The sequence below is a fragment of the Paenibacillus sp. 19GGS1-52 genome (assembly GCF_022369515.1).
In the GTDB taxonomy this organism is placed as follows: domain Bacteria; phylum Bacillota; class Bacilli; order Paenibacillales; family Paenibacillaceae; genus Paenibacillus_AQ.
Genome location: NZ_CP059724.1, coordinates 1,388,386 through 1,409,224 on the forward strand (window position 1 = coordinate 1,388,386; position 20,839 = coordinate 1,409,224).

A 20,839-nucleotide genomic window follows, 5' to 3' on the forward strand; every position below is an offset into this window, starting at 1 on the left:
GTAAAGGGGGGACAACACTTTCATGAAAGCAGAAGTAATTAATCCGTTTTTAGAGTCTGCACGTATTGTAATTGAACAGGTGATTCAGATCTCACCATCCACTGGTATTCCGGGTATCAAAGAAATTGAGCTGATCGACAATCATATATGGATTCAAGTCGGAATGTCAGGTCAGTTAACTGGAAATATTATCTTTGGTATCGCCGAACAAGTAGCACTTAAGATTGTGTCAGCGATGATGGGCGGCTATCTCATCACTGAAATGGACGAGATGGGAAAAAGTGCGATTTCAGAGCTGGGCAATATGATCAGCGGCAACGCCAGTACAATTTTATCGAACCAGGGAGTGTTGGTGGATATTACCCCGCCTAAGCTAATGCATATGGAAAGCATGTCCATTTTACCCCGCAGAGCGCTAAGCATCCCATTGCTGATGGAAGGAATCGGAGAATTGGATATTCAGGTGATGATCTCTTAATAGATACTGGGGAGCTGAAATACAGTCCATGATATTAAAAGATAAGGTTGTTGTTATCACAGGGGCATCAAGCGGTATTGGTGCTCTTACGGCACAAATGCTCGGTAAGCGTGGCGCAATTCCTATTCTTGTAGCCCGCTCTACAGACAAGCTGAAAGAAACAGCGGCCGGCATTCCGGGCGTTTTTGGTATGTATTCCTGCGATGTAAGAGATGAAGCAGCAGTCAAGGGGACTTTTGCACAGATCTTATCCACATATGGCCAAATTGATATTTTACTCAATAACGCCGGATATGGAAAATTCGCATTTTTTACCGACATGGAAGTTCAGGAATTTGATGACATGATGGACGTCAACTATATGGGGATTGTCCGCTGTACGAAGGCTGTTCTACCATCTATGCTGGAACGGGGAAGCGGTCAGATTGTCAATGTGGCCTCCATGGCAGGCAAGATTGGCACAGCCAAATCGGTTGCCTATACAGCTACCAAGCATGCTGTATTAGGCTTTACGAATGCGCTGCGCCAAGAGCTGCGGGGAAGTGGAATTACCATATCGGCTGTAAATCCCGGCCCGATAGCGACTGATTTCTTCAAAACCGCTGACCCTTCCGGTAAATATGAGAAAAGTATGGCCCGAATTATCATGACACCAGAGCACGTCTCTTCCAAGATTGTAAAGCTCATGGAGAAGGGCAAGGAAGAAGTTGATCTTCCAGGTCTGGCGGGGTTCGGCATAAGGTTGTACGGTCTGTTTCCCCGCCTGGCAGATAAGCTTACCTACAAGGCGATGAACAGGAAATAGAATGTTGCATCGGATTAAGCGGCCTTCCATTTGGTGGAGAGGCCTTTTTGGCATATAATAAAGATATTATCTCAATCGAAAAGGATGAATTACAATTATGAATAAAGCTTCTTTTGCGGCTATCGGCATTCAGGAAGACCTCATTGCCAGATTGTCAGAATTCGGCATTAACGAACCATCCCCGGTACAAGAGCAGAGTATTCCCCTTCTGCTGGAGGGTAGAGATGTTCTTGCTGCATCACAGACAGGAACAGGCAAGACGCTGGCATACCTGCTGCCGCTGCTCCAAAATATTAATCCGGAGCAGAGAGCCGTGCAGAAGATGGTATTGGCGCCTACTCAGGAACTGGCGATGCAAATCGTACGCGAGGCAGAGCGTTATGGGGCACACCGTGGTATCCGAGTGCTGGGTCTCATCGGCGGAGCGGCCATGAAGCGCCAAATTGATAAGCTGCGCGATCATCCTCAGTTGGTTGTAGGTACTCCCGGGCGTATACGGGAACTGATTGGTATGCGTAAGCTGAAGATGCATGATGTCAGCACGATTGTGATTGACGAAGCAGACCAAATGTTTCAGCTAAGCGGTGCAGGTGAAGTAACCAAGATCGTCAGCAGTGCACAGCGTACGCGTCAGTTGGTGATGCTGTCCGCGACGATTGGTCTTGAGACTAAAGCGATGGCTTTTAAGGAAATGAAGGATATGGCTGAGATTGGTATCGACCCTGGCGTAATGACAACTCAGAGCTTGGAGCATCATTATGTAGTCGCTGAGGAACGCAACAAGATTGACATGCTGCGCCGTGTGATTCGTCATTATAATCCCGACCGGGCACTGGTATTCGTGAATACTAATGATGACATTTCAGATATAGTGGGCAAACTGAACCACTTAGGGCTGACTGCAGCCTCTATCTCTGGGGATGCAGACAAGGTAACACGCAGCAATGTGTTAGCTGGTTTCCGGGGTGGGAAATTCCGTGTGCTGGTGGCCAGTGACGTAGCTGCAAGAGGGTTGGATATTGAGAATCTTGCGCTTGTAGTCAGCTTTGATCCAGCATTTGATTCCGAGCATTATGTGCATCGGGCTGGACGTACAGGGCGTATGGGACGCAAAGGCTTGTCGGTAAGCATCGTGACCGAGCAACAGACCTTTATTATGCGTAAATTTGCCAAGGAGCTGGATATTTCACTAGAGGAGCGTGAAATGTTCGCAGGTAAGGTATTCGCTGCCGACGAAGCCCGTGGGTCTGCCCGCAGCGAAGGAAATGGACCCCGCCGCGAAGGAACGGCTGCGCGTAGTGAGGGAACTCCGGCCCGCCGCGAAGGAATAACTGGACGCAGTGAAGGAACACCTGCCCGCCGCGAAGGAATTACAGCGCGTAGTGCCAAGCCGCCAGTACGGACTGCTGGCGTAGAACTGGATGCAGGCACTGTGAAGCGCGACGAGCCTATGATGCCAGAGAAGACGATTGCGCCTTCAGGCGGAGAACTGCGGCGCGACCCACAGCGCAAGGTGAATCCAGCCGCGCCTGCGGGCAAGCGCAGCAGCAATGCAGAGCGTGAGCGCGAACGCAAGAACAAGGGCGCGCCAAAGTGGCTGAAGAACAAAACCCCGAGAGGTGACGGTCAATGAATCAAACTCCCGTATTGCAAATTACGGGCTTAAGCGGAGGATATAGTCTGAATAAGCCGGTGCTGCATGATATTGCGCTACAGGTACAGCCTGGCGAAATGGTCGGACTAATTGGTTTAAACGGAGCTGGAAAAAGCACGACCATGAAGCATATTCTCGGCCTGATGTCCCCTCAGAAGGGGGAAATCACCGTACAGGGCAAGACCCGCAATGAAGACCCGAAAGGGTATCATAGTGCGTTGTCTTTTGTACCCGAGTCTCCTCTGTTATATGAAGAAATGACGGTGCGCGAGCATATTGAGTTTACAGCCAGAGCTTATGGTGTAGATCGTAACGATTATGAGACCCGCAGCAGACATCTGTCCGAGCTGTTTCATATGGATGACAAAATGGACACCCTTTCATCGCATCTGTCCAAAGGCATGAAGCAGAAGGTGATGATTATGTGTGCATTCGTCGCACGTCCGGCACTATATGTGATTGATGAGCCCTTTCTCGGTCTGGACCCATTGGGGATTCGCTCTCTGCTTGATTTCATGCTGGAGCTGAAGAAGACAGGCGCTTCAATCCTGCTCAGCTCCCATATTCTTTCTACCATTGAGAACTATTGCGATCGCTTTATAGTGCTGCATCAAGGCAAGGTCATTGCTGAAGGCACGCTGGCGGAAATCGCAGCAGCATCCGGTCACCCGGGACTGCCTTTGGAACAGCTGTTCTATGAGCTGGTTCAGGGGGGGAAATAATATGGATTTGAAGGAGCTGCGCCGACAGCGGCGTGGCCGTTTCATGGGAAGCATGCTGCCTTATATGGGTTATATTATTCAGAGCGGTGTGGCGATGATGTTCCTCTTCGTATTAATCATATTCTCTGCTTGGTATACTTCGCTGCTGCGGGATGTTCCGACGGGAATTCCGATCCGCTGGATCATGCTTGCCCTTCTGGGACCAGCAGCGGTGCATAGCGGCTTTCGGACGTATTTGCAGAGTCCGGATACAGTATTCCTGCTGCCTCAGGGTCACCGGATGAGGGAATATTTTGCTCCTACCTGGGTAAGCGGGAACGTGTGGAAGATTCTGCGGATGTTATTTGTATTGATTACACTTTGGCCGTTGTACATACGTACCGATGTTTCCCCTAAGCAGCTCTTGGTAACGGCATTGCTGCTGATAGGCGTGAAGCTGCTGGCGAGCTATGGTTTATGGCGCGAGATTGCGATGCTGTCACGCCCAGCTGCAATGGCTTATGCCCTGTTGCGCTGGGCTGTAGGGGGTCTGATGGTTGCTGCTTGGCTGTGGCAGCCATCCGGACGGGGTCTGATCTTCATTGTACTCTTGGCCGCAGCATATCTAGCAGCGCTTACCGTCCCTGGACGTCACTCTGTACCGTGGGAGAGACTCATCGCTGTGGAGAAGAATCAGGGAGGCCGTGCACTGATGGTTCTGGGCTGGTTCGTAGATGTGCCTGGCCGTGAACAGCGGGTATATACCCGCCGCTACCTCTCTAAATGGGGCAGTCGCATCTTGTGGTTGCCAGATACAGCTTACCGCTACCTGTTGACCAAAAGCTTTGCCCGAGGCGATATCTTCGGTATTATTATGCGAGTTACCGTTTTAGGCTTGCTGCTGAGCTGGTGGAACCATGGCAGCTACCTTGGCAGTGGTATTTATTTGTTCTTCCTATTCATCATAGGTGTGCAGCTATCCGCGCTGCGTAAACTGCATAGCGAATCGTTCTGGCTCACGGTCTATCCTTTGCCGGAAGGCAGTAAAGGAAGGAATACCACACAATTTGTATTTCGCGCTCATCTGGTCCTGGCTGTGCTGATCGCTCTTCCTTTTCTGGCCTCAGTAGGAGAGCGTCCGCTGCCAGTAGCCGGAACCTTCGTTGCCGGCGTCTTGCTGGCCTTTCTGTTCAAGGGCTACTTGTCCCGTAAAGAGGCACACTTGGATGACGATATATAAGGATAAGTTTTCGTGAGAAACCTATAAATTCCTATCTCTTAAGAATACGGCTCCGCCGTCCTTTCATGGACAGCGGAGCCGTTTATTCTTAAGATCAGGGAATGTCTGACTAAGGGAAGTGGGAGAGAGCATGGAGCTCCCTCCCCAGAATGTCATTCCCGTTTAGACAAAGAGTGAACGGCTGATGATGACCAACAGGATAAAGAGAACCAGGATAGCACCAGTGCTTGTAAAAGGGACAGGGTGTACGTATCCGCCTCTAACTTCTTCGCTCATGTTCATTCCCCTTTCGTGCGATGAGTTGTTGTACTTGTGTACATCGTATTGTATGTGCGGGGGGCAATTCGTGTATGGGCCAATGACTTGAAAGGCAAATAAAAAAAGTCAACCCCGATTAATCGGGGTTGACTTTGGAAAGTAAAGACTTGAAGGATCAGGCTTTTTCCAGATCGCGGATTCCCGCATATACAAGGTCGAACAGATCTTCAAGCTGCTCCTCTTCAATACAGGAGAAGGCAATACGCAGATCCGATTCACCTAGAGCGATAGTGCCGAGACCGTAATTATGGATCAAATGCAGCCGTAAGTCTTCAGCCGGAACGGTATGCAGCTTCAGACACATGAAGTAGCCGGAGTTAAAGGGATAATAGGTCCATACTTTATCTCCGTATTTGCCGCTATCGAGTAATGCCTTCACTTTATTCGCGCGGCCTTTCATGATCTGGAACTTCTCTTCTTTCTGTTCGGTGAATTCCGGTGCCTTCAGTGCATCGAGCACGAAGGTCTGGGACGGATGCGGTCCACTAGAAATGGTGGCGCGGATGATACCCATTGTTTTTTGTTCCAGAGCCGCTAATAACTCTTTGCTATCCGATGCGTAGGTGATGAAGCCGACCCGGAAACCCCAGACGAACTCTTCTTTGGTGGCTCCGTCAATCTTAATCGCCAGTATACGCGGATGCAGATTGGCCAGCTTGCCGAATAAGGATTCCTTGAGCGATTCCTCGAAAAAGAGTCCAAAGTACGCATCATCGCTGACAACTACAACATTGATGCCTTCTTCGGCAGCACGGAGGATAGCCGCAACGATTGCTTCTCCTTCTTTAACGCCAGGAGTATAACCTGTAGGGTTGTTCGGGAAATTCAGCAATACGATCGCTTTACCGCGTTCCTTCTGAGCCAGCAGCGCTTCTAGCAAGCCAGCACTGTTAAAGTTCATATCTTCCGTGAATAGCGGATAGTTAACGGTTTCCCCATGACGGCGAATGCCGAAGGTTAGCTCGTAGTTTTCCCAGTTCTTGTCGGGGTAAATGATGGCATCGCCTGATTCTGCGAACAGATCGGCAACAATGCTAAGCCCGTGCGTCAGGGCATTGGTAACGATAGGATTGCTAAACGATTTGCCAACGAGCGCAGGGTTCTCGCGCAGCATCTTCTCCCGCCATACCGTACGCAGCTCCGGTTTGCCTGCCGGTGGGGCATAGCCATACAGGTCTTTGGGACTAAAGGCGGAAAGCTTCTCTTGGATTACGGCAAGGTGCATAGGCATGCCACCTTCGGTAGCGATACCGATGGTTGCGTTGTATTTCTTGGCATGAGCGGTAGCCTCAGCGGATTGGCTCAGGATGCCTTCTTTCGGGAAATAAATCTCTTTGCCGAGAGTGGAGAGCATATCGTATACATGCTCATTTCCCGTTTTGATACTTTCGTTCAATTGTCCAGCCATTGAATTCATCAGTTTCATCCTTCCAGGGTTCTTGGGGATACATACTGCTAACATTGCCTAACATTATATCACCGTGGCCTGCAACCGTCACTGTAGAAAGCAGCGGTTTTAGCAATACTTTAAGAACAATTCTGGTGGTTTTCACAGGTAAGGATGAAGTTGAGGAGAAACTCAGCGGTGATAGGGACAATATTTTTCCATCATTTCTATGGTTTCGGCATCACGTGCCCCGTTTCTTTCGGACAGACCGTCGATGACATTCGCTCGTGCCTCTTCTTTCAGATTCTGACCAAACTTGAATTTCGCCGTAATTTCTTCAGGCGTTATGCGTATAACGGCGACCCCCTTCAAGCGGGATTGGTACTGGGGATCTGCTGCGTCAATAGGATCATAGCCGCCCTCCGGTTGGAGCTTGTTCATGAATAAAGAGAATATGATGGCTTTTTCCGAAGAGTCTTCGACAGCTTCAGCCTTACCGTAGGCTGTTACACTTTTGAAATAAGCAGTCGCAGGGCAAGCCAACTGGGGATCGCTAAAATAGGATGGGATGAGCGCATACTCATCAGCTACCGTGAAGCAGACGTTCTGCTGGCTGCGGATGGCCTCCATTTTGCCACCTGCATGACTGCCGTGGAAATAAAAGCAGCCCTTTGCATACACGAAATTCAGCGGCGTAACCCGCGGGTGCCCCTGTTCATCACTTGTTCCAAGAAAGCCGAAGCTCATCCCGCTCAAAAAAGTCTCTAATTCCTCTTCCTGATCTATCTGAAATTCTTTTCTGCGCATAACAATCCATCTCCCTTTTCAAAATAGAATAGAGGATTGCTTGACAATAAAAAAGGACCCATTTAGATTATTATTTATGGTCCACTTGGTGGAGAAGGGGGTGGGGGTGTGGATATTACATTGGCATACGACCAGTATCTGGCTGTGCACCGCTATAAATATTTAGCATTATATCACGCCCTCCGCGCAGCAATATTGGAGGGGACGCTTCCGGGAGGAACAAGGCTACCGTCTACGCGACGGTTGGCTGTTCTCTATGATCTATCGCGAGGATCGGCGTCGCAGGTGTATGACATGCTGTTGGCTGATGGTTATATTAAGGCGAAGACAGGCCAGGGGACTTATGTCTCCGATGACAGCTTTGCTGATTCTAGCGGAAACGGTGAAAGGTCGTTAGCGATGCGGCACATCGACGGAGGAAGGGCAAATACGACTGTAAATGAGTTTGCAGGAGAGGCGAGAAGTGGGGCAAATGCTAAGGATACGGCCAGTCTGGACGAGGCTGGGTTGAATGCAGGTGGAGCAAACGGGGCTGTTGTAAATGCGGCGGTAGAGGTCAGCGGAAGGGATAGTCAATATGCCACTATCCCACTCTCTGCATGGGGGGAACGCTTGATCAAGCGGCAAGTGTCGCTATACGACAACACCCCAGAGGACTTTGTCAGCTTCCGCAGCAGTGGGGTGCTGATGGAGCACTTTCCCTACGCTGAATGGCGGAGTGCTCTGGCCTATGCTGGGGGCAAAGGCGGCGGACGCCTGGAAAATGTCTGCCCACCCCAAGGTGATGAGGGCTTACGGCGGGCACTTGCCGCCCATTTGCGGATTACCCGCGGCATTCATGCCGAAGCGGAGCATATCGTACTGTTCAGCGGCTCGATGCAAGGAATTGTCCTTCTGACCCAGTTGCTGCTGGAAGTGGGGAGTCCGGCTGTCGTGGAGGACCCTGGCTTTCATGGAATTCGCAGAGCCATCGAGACTACGGGCGGCCGCTTGCTTACCGGGAAGTTAGATAGCAGCGGGCTGCAGCCGGAGGATTGGGACGCACAGCTGCTGTTTGTAACGCCAAGCCGCCAGTTTCCTACCGGAGCGGTGCTGCCTTTGGAGCGGCGGCGGACACTGCTGGAATGGGCGCAGCGGCATGATGCGGTAATTGTGGAAGACGATTATGACAGTGAATTTCGTTGGGCTGGACGTCCCATCGAACCCTTGAAAGCACTCGACCGGGGAGAGCGGGTCGTGTATGTCGGTTCTTTCTCCAATAGCATGTTCAGGGGACTGCGGATTGGTTTTGCCGTGCTGCCCTCGTCGCTGGTGCAGCCGGTTATCGCTGCCAAGGCGCTCTATGAGCCGCTCCCGGCCGGGCTGCTGGAGCAGCGGGCATTGGCGCGGTTCATGAATACCGGCGGCTACAGCCGGCATCTGCGGCGTATGACGCGCCTATACGGCGAGCGTAGCCGCAGCTTCCGCGCACTACTGGCCGAGCGCCTCGGCGGCCTGTTCGCACCGCTGCCCGGCGACGCGGGCTTGCACATCTACGCCCGCTGGCTGCGCAGCAGCGAGGAGTTCGCTGCTTTCCAGTCGGCGGCACGCAGGCGTGGGACGGACTTTAGGGACGCGGCGCTATACCGGATTATGCCGGGCGGGCCTGCGGCCTGCTTTTATTTTTCCCATCTGAATGAGCATGCACAGAAGGAGGGAATAACTCGCTTGCTTCTGGCGTGGAAGGATATGCAAAATACCACATGACAAGGTATTATGGAAAGTAGGGAAACGGTGTGACACGGGGGTTGTAAGGAAGCGTCCATTTTTTGAATAAGGTCATGACAGAACTGAACAAGATGTGCTAAAAATAGAAGCATTTTCTGACGTTAATCAGCTGGATTTCACGTTCAGAAACGACTTAGCAGCATTCACTGCCTCTAAATCTGCACTGGGTAGCTAATTTTCGGGAATCCAGTTGGAATAACGGCATTATTTACTGCTAATTAGAGAAATGAGTTTAAATCCTGCGATTTAACAGCATAAACTATCGTTAAATAAGTTGAGGCGACTCTCCTGATCTCCTAGGGGGGACGCGTTATGCTTACGAAGTAGTTCAATGAAGTATATGCTAACAAAACTTAAGCGTATGCTTACGAAGTAAGTTTTGCGAAGTGACTACACAGAAGTATATGCTAACAAAACTTTTTAGGAGGGAACGTTATGCTGCATGCATCGCCGTCCTCATTTGTCATCCTGCCGGCTTTGGCGAAGATTGTATGCGAACCGGGCTGGAAATGGCAAAAAAGAGAGAAGCCGCTGCAAAATTATGATTTGTTTTATGTGTGGAGTGGGGAAGGCACGGTTGTGTGCAAAGGTGAGCCCTTTCAAGTTGGCAAAGGTAGCTGTTTCCTGTTTCGGCCGGGAGAACATACTAGTGCCACACATAATCCGCAAAAACCGCTCGTACTTACATATATCCACTTCGATGTTATTGGAGAGGTGACGGATATCCCGCAGCCTTACCGTGAGCTTACGGAAACTGTGGAATTCGAGCATCTGCTCGCTCGGTATGTTCGGCTATTTCTGGTGAAGACTTACGCTGCGGAGGAAGAGGGGCAACTGATTCTCAAGCAGTTGATGATCCATTTGCTGCGGGAGGATCAAGTCATGCCTGTGGAGCGCCACGTGAGCAATCAGCTGGCTGAGGTTATCCACGAGATTGCCAATTACGTGAGCCAGCACCCTGGCGCTTCACATCGGGTGGAGGATTTGGCGGCACGAGCGGGCTTGTCGCCACGTTATTTTTCGATCAAATTCAAGGAGCTTACAGGCTCCTCTGTCCAATCCTATGTTATTCGTGCCCGGATTGAACGAGCCCAGCATTTGCTGTTATATGCCGGGATGAACGTCACGGAGGTGGCGGATGCGCTTGGCTATCGGGACATTTTCTTTTTCAGCCGCCAGTTCAAGCAGCACACCGGAAAAAGCCCGTCCGAGATCCGCTGATTCCTTCGTCTTTGTTTCAGTTATTTCCTACTTGGGTAATACGTTTCAGCCTAGTTTACAGAGAATTTACATAACAGCTTGGAAGGGGAGACACTAGGAATGATGCTCAGACGCCGGATATGCAATACAGAATGTAAAGGTGGAGGCGGCGGAATTTTTAGAAACCGCTTAAGCAGATTGAAACGGTCCAGTGGAATTATCGCCAACTCCTGGTTCTAAGCATAGCGTATAAAGAAGAACCGGGGCCCTATAGGGTGTCGGTTCTTCTTAAAAATATAAGAATTTATGCGCTTCACGCAATAACTTATCCTTATATTTCTCGAAGAAACGGATGCCGCCTCTTTCAGAGGACAGCGAAGCCGTTTCTTCTTGCTTACTGAGGAGTCTCATTTGTATCCGAATACGAGGCTACATTTGCTTTATGAGCACAGGAAGTTGATAGTACTAATTAGATGAGGTAGAATCCGTTAATCCAGGTTGCAAGCTATAAGTCCAAAGGAGAGTGAAATGATGTACGAGGTAGTATTGATACGGCATGGAGAGAGTGAGTATAACCGCCAGAATCTGTTTACAGGCTGGAGCGATCCCGATTTGACGGAGAAGGGTGTTCAAGAAGCGAAGGCAGCGGGGAAGCTTCTAAAAGAAGCGGGATATACCTTCGATCTGGCTTTTGCATCTGTACTTAAACGTTCGATCAAAACGCTCAATTATGTGTTGGACGAGATGGATCTGTTGTGGATTCCCGTACAGAAATCATGGAAGCTGAATGAGCGTCACTATGGTGCCTTGCAGGGACTAAGCAAGAGTGAAACGGCCGTGAAATACGGGGAAGAGCAGCTGCATATCTGGCGGCGGAGCCTATCGGTCCGCCCGCCACAGCTGGAGCCGGATGATCCACGGTACGCCAGAAATGATATCCGCTATAAAGAGGTTCGAGCCGGAGATATTCCGCGGGGCGAGAGCCTCGAAGATACGGTTCACCGTGTCGGCGATTTTTGGGTCAACCGTATTGTGCCGCTCATTCGCAAAAAGGAACGGGTGCTTATTTCTGCACATGGGAATACCCTGCGGGCGCTGATCAAATATATGGAGAATATCGACGAGGCAGCGTTGCTGGATCTTAATATCCCGACAGGTGTTCCACTGGTCTATAAGCTGGATGAGAATGTGAAGCCGATCAGCCGCTTTTACCTCGGGGTACCGGAGGAAGTGCAGGCGAAGGCTCTAGAAGTAGCCAATCAGAGTAAGGTGACGGAATAAATTACAAGTGAATGTGCCTATTACATTAAAAAAACTCACAGCTCTGTGGAGAAATCTGCAGGGCTGTGAGCATTTTAGGAGACGGGAGCAGCAAGCTCTCGCCTAGTATATTACTTTACTTTTTTGCAAGAACGGGGACGTAAATCTCCATCACTGTATCCGGGCGGAAGTGGCAGCGCTCATCATAAAACTCAAAGTCCAGCTTACTCTCATCGTACTCATAGCCGCTAGTTGCAAACCACTCCTCAAAAATGTACTTCCACGTCTGGCCAATTACCTTTGGGAAATCCTCTTCATTCGGTTGACCGTCTTTTCCTATGGCTGTTACATCCACGGGGGGAGTAGTGAATACTGCGTAAGTCGCTTCAGGAACTTCAAGCGTAATCATCTCAGGCGTCACTTTATCAAAATTGTCCACAATGACACCCAGCAAATAGATCAGGTTTCCGCTGTCTTTAGAGTCGGGCACACAAATGCCAACTTCACCATGCTTCGGTGGCTGGAGCTGTGCATACATTTTATTCTCCCAACCATTAGTATCGTAATTGTTCCAGAAGGCGGAGACATCCTTGGTATAGCTGCCATCGGCAATAGTAGTCTTGATTCCATAACCTGCAATTTTAAACGATGATTTTGTAATCATGCTTGGCTTCATCAAATAACCTCCAAATTCAATTGTGAAGTGTTCCCCAGCTAAATAATCTCGGACACCAGCCATTCTTGCGGTATATTGTGTCGGGTTGTAGCCATATTCCTTGCGAAAGGCTTTAGTAAATCCACTTTGGGTCACGAATCCATAGTCTGCTGCAATATCAATAATTTTTCTGCCTTTAAAAAACTCAACTGCGGCAAGGGACAAACGTCTTTTACGGATATACTCCATGATCGGCATTTCCATACAGGCTTGAAATACTCGGCAAAAATGGTACAGAGAATAGCCTGCAAGAGAAGCAATATTTTCGGGTATTAATTCTTCCTTGATGTTGGCTTCAATAAATTCGATACAACGTTCTATATCAGATCTATAGTTCAAACATTCACTTTCCTTTCCCCGTACGGTTAATTACATTGTATCAAGATCATGTATGAATGATTGTTCCTGCGTTGCTGTTATGTAAAATACGAAAAGGTATCCTCGCTTCAGCTTTATGCCTGCGGGATACCTTTATATGTTCATCCGTATATGAAATTCATCCTCTAAAGAGGACGGTGGAGCGTTCCCAGCCATTCGCCCATCTTGACCTTTGTATCCGTCCCTAATCCGGGGCGCGGAGTAAAGGTACCGCTCTCGGTAAGCAGCACAACCGTCGAACCGAACTCGAAATAGGCCAGATCGCCGCCCGCCTGCCATTCTTTAGCGTTGTCATCGGTGTAGCGGATACTGCTGACGTTCATCGCCCCTACCTTAACAACTGCAGTTTGGCCGCAGTCTCCGGCAATATAAGTAATGAGACGTTCGTTGCGGCTCAGCACACTTGTCATTTGTCTCATGCCGAAATCATTGACAGGATAGGCCCGCCCGCGAATATGCTCGCTCTCTACCTTGTGTCCGGTAATAGGAGCGTGGATTCGGTGATAATCAGTAGGACTCAGATAGAGCACGAAGAAAAAGCCCTTCTTGTACAGCTCTAGATGCGGAGAGTGATTAAGCAGCTCTTCCAGCTTATAATCTTGACCTTTTACATTCATAATCGTTCCACAGGAAATATCGCCCATAGCGGTAATGGTAGCGTCAACTGGGCTAACCACGACGTTGGCTCCAGTGGCGATTGGCCGCATGCCCGGCCGCAACTGACGGCTGAAAAATTCATTAAGCGTACGGTATTCTCCAGGATTCTTCTCCGCCTCAGCGGCAGGAATATGGTAACTCCGAATAAATGCCGGAATAAGAAAACGGCTGAGTCTGCTATGGGAAAAAGAACCCATTAACCGGGAAAGCCATCTGTGCGAGGATAGCTCGGTCATCAGCCGCAGCAATTGTTTAACCATGCCCATCTCCCTTCCATAGTGCAGCAGTAAGGTCTCGCATGGAAGCCAGACCTTTTCCGCTCTGCATTATATTGACATAGAATAGAGGACAAATCAATAACAGTTATCCTAGGGACCCGTTCTCCAGCAGAAAACGGGCATAGCTCATGGGCCGGCGGTAGCTGTCTTTCCAGATCTCTGTGAGCCCGGCTTTATGAAACCCATAACGCTGGTCGCGGCCATTGCATTCAATGAAAAAAAGCTGCCCATCCTTGGTGATGCCAATATCCAGCCCAATATCAGCCAGGCCGGGGAGGCTAAGCTCCAGCCAACGTGCTACGGCAAGACTTAATGTCCCCACGGACATACGGATATTTGCCGCCTCCGCGCCTGTAAATACCTGCTCCAAGGCATAGGAAGAACTGAGAGCTACACCGCCCCGAGCGAGGTTGGAGACGAAGCCGCCTGGGGCTGCGAGCTTGGCGAACAGGCCAGTGGTCTGCCACTCTCCACCCCAACCTCGCTGAACGGTGACGCGTAAATCAAAGGGACGGCCGCCAATCTCGGCCAAAGGGATTCGTTCTTGTACCAAGTAGGGCATAGCTGCCAGACGCGCCCGCAGCATACCTGACAATCCCTCCTGTTCAACAGGAACGCTTATCCAGCGCCGTGCACTGGGCGACAGGTAGAATAAGATCCATCTCTGTTCGCCTATGTGAACCATTCGCATGATGCCTTTGCCTATACTTCCCCGACAGGGTTTGAGAATGAGATCCGGATAAAGGGTCATCATTTTTTTTAGCCCAGACAGACCTGTAGCGCTTGCTGGCAGAAAAGACTTCAGCTCCGAGCTTTGCTCCAGCAGTCGATGAATTTCATTCTTGCCGTAACGGTTACAGGTATTGAACACCAGTGGACCCTGCTGGATCAGTCGCTCCATGCTTGCGTTATTCTGCTCATAAATCGCCCGGTTATGGATAACCTCAGGTGTCGGGATCACAGCATATCTATATCCCTGAGCTCCTTTTATATAGGCGGCACTGTAGCCTGAGTCTGGATCAATATCAGCGAGCTTCAGGAAGCAGGGGGTTATTCCGTATGCTGCCGCGGCCTCCTCATAGTTATTAAGAGACTCCTGTCCCGTTTTGTGTCGGGGAACGCCCCGGTGCATAGCGGAATTCAGCAGTATTCCAACGTGCTTTTGCCCCATGTTCGTTCCTCCCGTTATGTTGAGTAACTTTATTTCGCTGTTCTCTTCTTCTGTCAGTGTATGTTTGTACGCGCCTGTCAGGATGGACGAATGCGCGGCGGCAAAAGCCCTTTTTTTGAAAAATAAGAATGTATAGGTTTCATACGATAACTTATCGTTAGAAAACGGCTTTTCAGACATTACTCCTTTCCGCAAGCTTTGCTCTAAGGGTGTCATCAGCCCAGTCCGCTGCATATGATGCCTACGAGAAACAATAGTTGGAAGGAGGAGACTCTTATGAGGAGCTCCAAAAGAAAGCAGCCGCGCATTCCGAAAAAACGACTCTATTATGTGGATAACCCCAATACAGAGGAACTGAGCATGCTGGTAAGCGGTCCGAAATTCACAGGAAATGTTGAGATCGTCAGCAGTGAATCAGGGCTATTGCCAGTTCAGGCCATGCAGGTAAGCGGGGTCGGGGCAGGTGTAGCAGAACTAGAAGAGGTAACACCGCATTCAGCAAGTATTGTGCCGCCAGAGCCTAGTGTGGAAGCAGAGCTTCAGGAACAGGCGGATCATTTATCCGCAGCTCCATTATCCGTTCCCGAGAAGGAACGCCTGCAGCCGGTGTATACGGATGATCTGTCCGATGGAGCTGTTACCGGAACTAAGATCGCTCCCCGTACCATCGACGGGTCAAGGCTGAAATTCGGGATCATCGGTACACCTTGGTTGCAGGATTACGCAGTGCAGAGCATTAATATCGCGGACAAGGCAGTGACTTCCTCCAAAATCGCCCCGGAATCCATTTCGGGCGAGCATTTAGCGGAAGGCAGTGTTAGCGGAGGCAAGCTGCTGGACCATTCGATCGGTGGTGAGAAGCTGAAGAATGGCAGTATCGGTCCGGAGAAGCTGGCTGATCGAATCATCGGCGGGAGCCAAATCGGGGATAAATCGATAGAGAGCCGCCATCTGAGCGAGTTTATTATTACGGCTGATTTACTGGAGGACGGTGCAGTTACCGGCGACAAAATACAGAGCAGCAGCCTATCAGGCCGTCACTTGGCCAACGGAAGTATTGACCGTTCCAAGCTGGCAGATGAAGCGATATCCGGCGACAAAATCGCTGATGGTGAAATCAGCGGCGCAAAGCTGGGTGATGCCGTCATTGAGAGTCGCCACCTTAGTGACCATGTCATCAAGTCACAGCATCTGGCGCCGGGGGCCATTGGACGGGAGCAGCTTGCTATCCGGTTGATTGGCAAGGAGCAGCTTCAGCCCGGTGTGATAGAGAGTACGCATCTGGCAGAAGGGGCGGTAGGTTCTAGACAACTCGGGATGGAAGCTGTCCGAAGCGTACATTTGAGTTCGGAAAGTGTGACCGGCGGCCACATTGCTGATGGGGAGATACTCAGCCGTCATCTAGCCGACCGTAGTATTTCTTTTGTGAAGCTGGCAGAGGGAGCTGTGGGTACCGCACAGATTATCGAGCAAGCTGTCACCTCTTCGAAGATCGCCGACCAGAGTATACTGGCCCATAAATTGGCAGATGAAGCCGTGACTACCCGGCATATCGCCAAATCTGCGGTGCGCAGTCCGCAGATTGCTATGCAGGCCATATCCTCTGTTCATCTGCAACGGGAATCCGTGGACAATTCTCATTTAACAGCAGAATCGGTGGGATCTGAACAACTGCAGGATGAAGTCATTTACACCCGTCACCTGTCCTCAGGGGCAGTCACTGGCGAAGTACTGGCTTGGGATTCGGTGACAGGAGAACATCTCCATTCATCCAGTGTTACTACCACCAAATTGGCAGATGGGTCCGTGAGCTCAACAAAGCTGGCAGCGGGTGCGGTTGTCGGCAATGCTATCGCTCGTGAAACCGTGAGCGGGGAACATATTGCTATTTGTGCAGTGGAGGAGAAACATCTGGCCGATGCCAGTGTCAGCGGGCGAGTTCTGCAGGAAGCCGTAGTGGATGCTGAGCATTTGGCCCCGGGCGCCGTGGAACGAAGACATCTTGGAGAGAATAGCGTGACCTCTGCAGCTCTTCAGTCTGGCGCAGTGTCCGGAGATAAGCTGGCTTCCGGTTCGGTTAGGGAGATTCATCTTGCCGCTGGAGCGGTCCAACCGCACCATCTGGCAGATCATGCCGTGACCTCGCTGAAGCTATCGCCGGAAAGCATATCAACGGATAAAATTAACGACTTGTCGGTCACCTCTGCCAAGCTCGCAGATGGTAGTGTGGATTCCGTCAAGCTAGCTGTCTCAGCTGTTCAAACTGAACACTTGTCGTCGGGAGCGGTCGTCGGAAATTCGATTAGTGATAGTGCTGTGCAAGGTAGGCACTTGGCTCCGGCGAGTATTGGCGGAGTGCATGTCCGCCCGTTATCCATCGGCAATGGGCATATCACCCCGAACGCGATTTCTTCTATACAGATACAGAACGGAAGTATTGATAGCGGGAAGCTGGCGAACCATTCCGTGAATTCCCTTCATCTGGCTGCAGACAGTGTGGGAAGCAATCAACTGATCCTTAAGTCTATTGAAGGCCGCCACATTCGTTCAGGTGAAATTACACTTCAGCATTTGGCGGAAGAGGTTAAGAGCGCCAATCTGCTGCCTGATGGCAGCGTCTCAGGGAATAAACTGGCAGAAGGCTCTATTCACGCACATCATCTGGCACCGGACAGTGTATATGGCACTCACTTGGCTATGGAGACAATTGAAAGCCGGCACCTTACTCCGGGAAGTATCACAATGGAACACCTTGCGGAAGAGGTACGAACTTCCGAGTTGCTGCCAGATAGCAGTATTACTGGAGAAAAGCTGGCGAAGGGTTCGGTCGGCTCCATTCATATGTTACCTGGAAGTATACATGGCAGTCACATAGCGAGGGGGAGTATAGATAGTCGGCATATGATTCCTGGCAGCATCAAGTTGGAGCATCTTGCAGAAGAGGTGCGAACCTCAGAACTGCTGCCAGACGGTAGTATTACTGGTGAAAAGCTGGCGGAGTGCTCGGTGGGTTCGCTTCATTTGGCGCCGGGCAGTGTATATGGCGCTCATCTGGCTGGGGAGATGGTGGAAAGTCATCACATCCGTACCGGCAGTATTACGCTGAAACATCTTGCAGAAGAGGTACATGGCACCGAGCTGCTGCCAGACGGCAGCATTACTGGAGAGAAGCTGGCGGAAGGTTCGGTGGGTTCACTTCATCTGGCGCCGGGCAGTGTATATGGCGCTCATCTAGCTGGGGAGATAGTGGAAAGTCATCATATCCGTACCGGCAGTATTACGCTGAAACATCTTGCAGAAGAGGTACATGGCACCGAGCTGCTGCCAGACGGAAGCATTACTGGAGAGAAGCTGGCGGAAGGTTCGGTGGGTTCACTTCATCTGGCACCGGGCAGTGTATATGGCGCTCATCTGGCTGGGGAGATGGTGGAAAGTCATCACATCCGTACTGGCAGTATCACGCTGAAACATCTTGCAGAAGAGGTACATGGCACCGAGCTGCTGCCAGACGGCAGCATTACTGGAGAGAAGCTGGCGGAAGGTTCGGTGGGTTCGCTTCATCTGGCACCGGGCAGTGTATATGGTGATCACTTGGCTGAGGAGACGATAGAGAGTCGGCACCTAACTCCGGGAAGTATTACTTTGGAACACCTTGCAGAAGAGGTTTATGGCACCGAGCTGCTGCCGGACGGCAGCATTACTGGAGAGAAGCTGGCGGAAGGTTCGGTGGGTTCACTTCATCTGGCACCGGGCAGTGTAAATGGCACTCATCTAGCTGGGGAGACGATAGAGAGTCGGCACCTAACACCGGGAAGTATTACCCTGGAACACCTTGCAGAAGAGGTTTATGGCACCGAGCTGCTGCCAGACGGCAGCATTACTGGAGAGAAGCTGGCAGGAGGTTCGGTGGGTTCGCTTCATCTGGCACCGGGCAGTGTAAATGGTGCTCACTTGGCTGAGGAGACGATAGAGAGTCGGCACCTAACTCCGGGAAGTATTACAATGGAACACCTTGCAGAGGAAGTGCGAACTTCCGAGCTGCTGCCAGCCGGCAGCATTACTGGAGAGAAGCTGGCGGAAGGTTCGGTGGGTTCACTTCATCTGGCACCGGGCAGTGTAAATGGCGCTCATCTAGCTGGGGAGACGATAGAGAGCCGGCACCTAACACCGGGGAGTATTACAATGGAACACCTTGCAGAAGAAGTGCGAACTTCTGAGCTGCTGCCAGACGGCAGCATTACTGGAGAGAAGCTGGCGGAAGGCTCGGTGGGCTCGCTTCATCTGGCACCGGGCAGTGTATATGGCGATCACTTGGCTGAGGAGACGATAGAGAGTCGGCACCTAACTCCGGGAAGTATTACCCTGGAACACCTTGCAGAAGAAGTGCGAACTTCCGAGCTGCTGCCAGATGGCAGCATTACTGGAGAGAAGCTGGCGGAAGGCTCGGTGGGTTCGCTTCATCTGGCACCGGGCAGTGTAAATGGTGATCACTTGGCTGAGGAGACGATAGAGAGTCGGCACCTAACTCAGGGAAGTATTACCCTGGAACACCTTGCAGAAGAGGTTTATGGCACCGAGCTGCTGCCAGACGGCAGCATTACTGGAGAGAAGCTGGCGGAAGGTTCGGTGGGTTCGCTTCATCTGGCACCGGGCAGTGTAAATGGTGCTCACTTGGCTGTGAATATCGTGGAAAGCCGACATATCCGTCCCGGAAGCATCAAGTTGGAGCAATTGGCAGAAGAGGTGCGAACCTCTGAGCTGCTGCCAGACGGCAGTATTACTGGTGCTAAGCTGGCAGAAGGCACGGTTAATTCTTTCAATCTCGCACCAGCCAGTGTATATGGCGGTCATATAGCTGTAAACACGGTAGAGAGCCGTCACATTCGTTCCGGCAGCCTTAAATTGGAGCATTTGGCCGAAGAAGTACGGACAGCTGAACTGCTGCCAGACGGCAGCATTACCAGTGCTAAGCTGGCGGAAGGTTCGATCCAATCGTTTCACGTAGCGCCAGGTAGTATATATGGGGGTCACTTAACCAGAGATTCAGTAGAGAGCCGTCATATCCGTTCTGGCAGCATTACCTTGGAGCATCTAGCTGAAGATACCCGGACCTCCGAGCTGCTGCCAGACGGTAGTATTACTGGAGAGAAGCTAGCCGAGGGAGCAGTGAATTCTCTGCATTTACAGCCGAATAGCGTATTCGGTGAACATCTTGCTGACGAAAGCTTGGAAGAGCGGCATTTGCGACCTGGCATCGTTAGGCTGGAGCATCTTGCCGAAGATACCCGGACTGTGGAGCTGCTGCCCGATGGCAGCATTACCGGCGCGAAACTGCAAACGGGGAGTGTGGGTACAACTCATCTATTAGCAGGTGCGGTAGGTGTGACGGAAATTCAGGACGAAGCTATAGATTCCTCCAAAATTGCTTCATTCGCTGTTCAATCCCGTCATCTGGAGGAAGAGAGTGTGCAGGGCTACCATATTGCCCCTGGTGCAGTAAGCGGGGAGCATCTGGCAAACGGGACGGTGAATACAGAACATCTGTCTTTTAGTCCTGTACAGAGTGCCGGGAAACGAGAGACGCTCCAGCAGTTCGGGATGACGGCGTTCATGTTCAATGGAGACGCAGAAAGCGTAGAAGTGACCGTATCATTCGATGAGAGCTTTGGCCATACTGGCTATGTGCTGGTTGCCATGACGAATCAAGCTTACTTCTATGCTTCCTTGAAGAGCCGGGCAATCGGAGAAGCTGTGATCCAAGTGGTTCGACTGCGCGAGACCCCACATTTCTATGGTGTGATCTCCTGGATCGCCATCGGTGCACCTTTAGCAAAACCGCTGTTTGATGATCGGTTATTTGACTAGTACAAAATGCGAGCGCAGCCTATGGCTGCGCTTTTGTTGTATCTAGATTAAGTCGGTGCAGGAAGCCTTTTGTCCTCTTTTCTATGTGCAGGGTGACATTGGCCGTTACCCTGTGAAGCGTATTACATAAACTGTGTTGTACCCTAAAGCCCGATGAA

At 50.8% G+C, this 20,839-nt stretch carries 15 protein-coding genes; 9 read left to right on the forward strand and 6 right to left on the reverse strand.

Features of this window, described 5'->3' with window-relative positions; all coding sequences use genetic code 11:
• Positions 1 to 22: 22 nt before the first annotated feature.
• The 5 genes from H1230_RS06460 (at position 23) to H1230_RS06480 (ending at position 4,878) form a co-directional block, all read left to right on the forward strand.
• Positions 23 to 478: a chemotaxis protein CheX gene (locus H1230_RS06460; protein WP_239714715.1), complete on the forward strand. Its 456-nt coding sequence runs from the start codon at positions 23 to 25 to the stop codon at positions 476 to 478.
• 28 nt (positions 479 to 506) lie between these two features.
• Complete coding sequence (locus tag H1230_RS06465; RefSeq protein WP_239714716.1) at positions 507 to 1,283, forward strand: SDR family NAD(P)-dependent oxidoreductase; 777 nt, start codon at positions 507 to 509, stop codon at positions 1,281 to 1,283.
• Positions 1,284 to 1,380: 97 nt separating this feature from the next.
• Positions 1,381 to 2,916, forward strand: coding sequence for a DEAD/DEAH box helicase (locus tag H1230_RS06470; protein ID WP_239714717.1), 1,536 nt, complete (start codon positions 1,381 to 1,383; stop codon positions 2,914 to 2,916).
• Positions 2,913 to 3,659, forward strand: a complete 747-nt coding sequence (locus tag H1230_RS06475) for an ABC transporter ATP-binding protein (protein WP_239714718.1) — start codon at positions 2,913 to 2,915, stop codon at positions 3,657 to 3,659. The genes H1230_RS06470 and H1230_RS06475 overlap by 4 nt, the downstream gene beginning before the upstream one ends.
• Before the next feature lies 1 nt (position 3,660).
• A complete protein-coding gene (locus H1230_RS06480; protein WP_239714719.1) occupies positions 3,661 to 4,878 on the forward strand; it encodes an ABC transporter permease in 1,218 nt (405 codons plus the stop codon).
• 162 nt (positions 4,879 to 5,040) lie between these two features.
• Here the strand turns inward: H1230_RS06480 and H1230_RS06485 are convergent, their stop codons facing one another.
• From H1230_RS06485 to H1230_RS06495, 3 genes are all read right to left on the reverse strand, one after another.
• Positions 5,041 to 5,154 (reverse strand): YjcZ family sporulation protein, encoded by a 114-nt coding sequence (locus H1230_RS06485; RefSeq protein WP_239714720.1) that lies wholly within the window; start codon positions 5,152 to 5,154, stop codon positions 5,041 to 5,043.
• Positions 5,155 to 5,311: 157 nt separating this feature from the next.
• On the reverse strand, positions 5,312 to 6,613 hold the full coding sequence (locus H1230_RS06490; protein WP_239714721.1) for an aminotransferase class I/II-fold pyridoxal phosphate-dependent enzyme: 1,302 nt from the start codon (positions 6,611 to 6,613) through the stop codon (positions 5,312 to 5,314).
• Positions 6,614 to 6,775: 162 nt separating this feature from the next.
• A complete protein-coding gene (locus H1230_RS06495) occupies positions 6,776 to 7,390 on the reverse strand; it encodes a pyridoxamine 5'-phosphate oxidase family protein (RefSeq protein ID WP_239714722.1) in 615 nt (204 codons plus the stop codon).
• 108 nt (positions 7,391 to 7,498) lie between these two features.
• Between H1230_RS06495 and H1230_RS06500 the strand changes: the two genes are divergently transcribed.
• From H1230_RS06500 to gpmA, 3 genes are all read left to right on the forward strand, one after another.
• Positions 7,499 to 9,136 (forward strand): aminotransferase-like domain-containing protein, encoded by a 1,638-nt coding sequence (locus tag H1230_RS06500; RefSeq protein ID WP_239714723.1) that lies wholly within the window; start codon positions 7,499 to 7,501, stop codon positions 9,134 to 9,136.
• 456 nt (positions 9,137 to 9,592) lie between these two features.
• Entirely contained in the window at positions 9,593 to 10,378 is a 786-nt protein-coding gene (locus H1230_RS06505) for a helix-turn-helix domain-containing protein (protein ID WP_239714724.1), read from the forward strand.
• Positions 10,379 to 10,888: 510 nt separating this feature from the next.
• The gene (gene gpmA, locus H1230_RS06510; protein WP_239717152.1) at positions 10,889 to 11,638 is read left to right on the forward strand and encodes a 2,3-diphosphoglycerate-dependent phosphoglycerate mutase; all 750 of its coding nucleotides are present in this window, start codon (positions 10,889 to 10,891) and stop codon (positions 11,636 to 11,638) included.
• A 115-nt stretch (positions 11,639 to 11,753) separates the two neighbouring features.
• On the opposite strand, the gene H1230_RS06515 is transcribed toward gpmA, so the two are convergent.
• The 3 genes from H1230_RS06515 to H1230_RS06525 form a co-directional block, all read right to left on the reverse strand.
• Positions 11,754 to 12,671, reverse strand: coding sequence for an AraC family transcriptional regulator (locus tag H1230_RS06515; RefSeq protein WP_239714725.1), 918 nt, complete (start codon positions 12,669 to 12,671; stop codon positions 11,754 to 11,756).
• A 164-nt stretch (positions 12,672 to 12,835) separates the two neighbouring features.
• Positions 12,836 to 13,627, reverse strand: coding sequence for an archaetidylserine decarboxylase (gene asd / locus H1230_RS06520; protein WP_239714726.1), 792 nt, complete (start codon positions 13,625 to 13,627; stop codon positions 12,836 to 12,838).
• Between the two features lie 103 nt (positions 13,628 to 13,730).
• Entirely contained in the window at positions 13,731 to 14,816 is a 1,086-nt protein-coding gene (locus H1230_RS06525; protein ID WP_239714727.1) for a YheC/YheD family endospore coat-associated protein, read from the reverse strand.
• Positions 14,817 to 15,092: 276 nt separating this feature from the next.
• Here H1230_RS06525 and H1230_RS06530 point away from each other — a divergent pair, with 276 nt between their 5' ends.
• Positions 15,093 to 20,681 carry a WIAG-tail domain gene (locus H1230_RS06530; RefSeq protein WP_239714728.1) on the forward strand — a complete coding sequence of 1,863 codons (5,589 nt, stop codon included), beginning with the start codon at positions 15,093 to 15,095 and terminating at the stop codon, positions 20,679 to 20,681.
• The last annotated feature ends 158 nt before the right edge of the window (positions 20,682 to 20,839 follow it).

What these genes read in the sequence shown, in the direction of transcription:
- H1230_RS06460 (WP_239714715.1), top strand. Translation starts at nt 23, where the DNA reads ATGAAAGCAGAAGTAATTAATCCGTTTTTAGAGTCTGCACGTATTGTA.
- H1230_RS06465 (WP_239714716.1), top strand. Translation starts at nt 507, where the DNA reads ATGATATTAAAAGATAAGGTTGTTGTTATCACAGGGGCATCAAGCGGT.
- H1230_RS06470 (WP_239714717.1), top strand. Translation starts at nt 1,381, where the DNA reads ATGAATAAAGCTTCTTTTGCGGCTATCGGCATTCAGGAAGACCTCATT.
- H1230_RS06475 (WP_239714718.1), top strand. Translation starts at nt 2,913, where the DNA reads ATGAATCAAACTCCCGTATTGCAAATTACGGGCTTAAGCGGAGGATAT.
- H1230_RS06480 (WP_239714719.1), top strand. Translation starts at nt 3,661, where the DNA reads ATGGATTTGAAGGAGCTGCGCCGACAGCGGCGTGGCCGTTTCATGGGA.
- H1230_RS06485 (WP_239714720.1), bottom strand. Translation starts at nt 5,154, where the DNA reads ATGAGCGAAGAAGTTAGAGGCGGATACGTACACCCTGTCCCTTTTACA.
- H1230_RS06490 (WP_239714721.1), bottom strand. Translation starts at nt 6,613, where the DNA reads ATGAATTCAATGGCTGGACAATTGAACGAAAGTATCAAAACGGGAAAT.
- H1230_RS06495 (WP_239714722.1), bottom strand. Translation starts at nt 7,390, where the DNA reads ATGCGCAGAAAAGAATTTCAGATAGATCAGGAAGAGGAATTAGAGACT.
- H1230_RS06505 (WP_239714724.1), top strand. Translation starts at nt 9,593, where the DNA reads ATGCTGCATGCATCGCCGTCCTCATTTGTCATCCTGCCGGCTTTGGCG.
- gpmA (WP_239717152.1), top strand. Translation starts at nt 10,889, where the DNA reads ATGTACGAGGTAGTATTGATACGGCATGGAGAGAGTGAGTATAACCGC.
- asd (WP_239714726.1), bottom strand. Translation starts at nt 13,627, where the DNA reads ATGGTTAAACAATTGCTGCGGCTGATGACCGAGCTATCCTCGCACAGA.
- H1230_RS06525 (WP_239714727.1), bottom strand. Translation starts at nt 14,816, where the DNA reads ATGGGGCAAAAGCACGTTGGAATACTGCTGAATTCCGCTATGCACCGG.
- H1230_RS06530 (WP_239714728.1), top strand. Translation starts at nt 15,093, where the DNA reads ATGAGGAGCTCCAAAAGAAAGCAGCCGCGCATTCCGAAAAAACGACTC.